Below are 1,626 nucleotides of genomic sequence, written 5' to 3' on the forward strand. Positions count from 1 at the left end.
ATATCTATTTACACACTACAGTGCTCAGTTAAAAACCAAAAGTAAAATTTCCGATTTTATAAAACTGTTCAGATTAAATGGCGTTGTCTCTTCTCAACGTTCATAGATGAAATCAACAAAAACATCAAAAAATCATTGAAAAAGGCGCGTAACAATGACTCATGTCTGCTCACCATTGAGATATCCAGGCGGTAAGGCTGCACTGTATGGAAAAATCAAAGAAATATTTGAGAAAAATGCATTAAATGGCTGTTCCTATAGAGAGCCATTTGCTGGCGGGTGCGGACTTGCTCTAAAGCTTCTTTTTAATGGTGATGTTAAAGATATTCACATTAACGATATTGATCTGTTCATTTGGAGCTTTTGGTATTGCGTTTTGCACAAGACGGAAGAATTAATAGAAAAAATCAATACAACGACCATTAACTTAGAAGAATGGTACATACAAAAAGAAATTTCTCCTGCAAGTGCAGATGTGCTTAGCGCAGGATTTGCAGCACTCTTTTTGAATCGCACAAATAGATCTGGAATTATTAAAAATGCTGGACCAATTGGAGGGAAAGGACAAAGCGGTGCCTATAAAATAGATTGCCGATTTAACAAAGAGAATATAATTGAACGCATTCTTCGCATAAGTGAACAAAAAGATAAAATACATTTAACTCGTTTAAATGCACGGGAATTTTTGCTGCGTTATGGAACTGATGAAAACACCTTTTTTTATATGGACCCTCCTTATTTTAAAAAAGGAAAAGGGCTTTACACTTCGTTTTACAAAGCTAATGATCATAATAATTTAGAGAATGTCATCTCCCAACATGTGACAGCGCCTTGGCTAATTACTTATGACAACGTTGAAGAAATTAAATTTTTGTATAGGCAATATCTCTCAATAGAATTTAGCTTACAATATTCTCTACAAGAGAAAAGGCAAGCTACCGAATTGATGATTTTTTCACCTAAAATCAAAGTACCTCAATTTTTAGAAAAGAATATAGGCTCGCTTCTCAAAGCAGCTTAATTGCAGATTGCATTAAAAGGAGCTTTAATCACATGCTTACACCATTTGGCAAAACCTTACGTAAAATTCGTATTGATCGGACAGAACGTTTATTAGATATGGCTAATAAATTAGGCGTATCTATAGCATTTTTATCTTCTGTAGAAATTGGCAAAAAGCCTATACCTGCTGACATGGAAGAAAAGATCATTGAGAAATATGCTTTAGATGAAGAAACGGCTTCTATCTTGAGAAGAGAAGCAAATATTTGTCGTAAGAATTTTACAATGAACTCTTCTGACCCACTTAACCATGAAATTTCTAACACGTTTGTTAGAATGTTTAAGTCTCTTTCACAACAAGATCTGACAAAGTGCAAGGAACTCATGGAGAAAGTAGAAAAAAAACGGTGCTTGCAGAATAGAATACCTTGATCCCCTTATTTTATACACCGTAAACATAATTTTATATGTTAAAAAACAATAATATCCTTTTGAAATAATTGAATAAATATGCAAATTATGCTAAGATTTTTCATGTATAAATTGCTAATCTAATGGGGCTACAAATATGCTAAATAAAGTGACGTTAATCGGGCGCCTTGGTGCTAATCCCGAAAGCAAAAC

2 protein-coding genes are annotated in these 1,626 nt (G+C 33.7%); both read left to right on the forward strand.

Annotation, left to right across the window (positions count from 1 at the left end):
• The first annotated feature begins 154 nt into the window (after positions 1 to 154).
• A complete protein-coding gene (locus ACFIKE_RS09935; RefSeq protein ID WP_375649670.1) occupies positions 155 to 1,021 on the forward strand; it encodes a DNA adenine methylase in 867 nt (288 codons plus the stop codon).
• A gap of 32 nt (positions 1,022 to 1,053) precedes the next feature.
• Complete coding sequence (locus ACFIKE_RS09940) at positions 1,054 to 1,434, forward strand: helix-turn-helix transcriptional regulator (protein ID WP_015856258.1); 381 nt, start codon at positions 1,054 to 1,056, stop codon at positions 1,432 to 1,434.
• Positions 1,435 to 1,626: the final 192 nt, after the last annotated feature.

Source organism: Bartonella sp. MU70NMGDW (assembly GCF_042194085.1).
GTDB lineage: Bacteria > Pseudomonadota > Alphaproteobacteria > Rhizobiales > Rhizobiaceae > Bartonella > Bartonella grahamii.

Coding starts and splice junctions, on each gene's coding strand:
- ACFIKE_RS09940 (WP_015856258.1), top strand. CDS start 1,054: ATGCTTACACCATTTGGCAAAACCTTACGTAAAATTCGTATTGATCGG.
- ACFIKE_RS09935 (WP_375649670.1), top strand. CDS start 155: ATGACTCATGTCTGCTCACCATTGAGATATCCAGGCGGTAAGGCTGCA.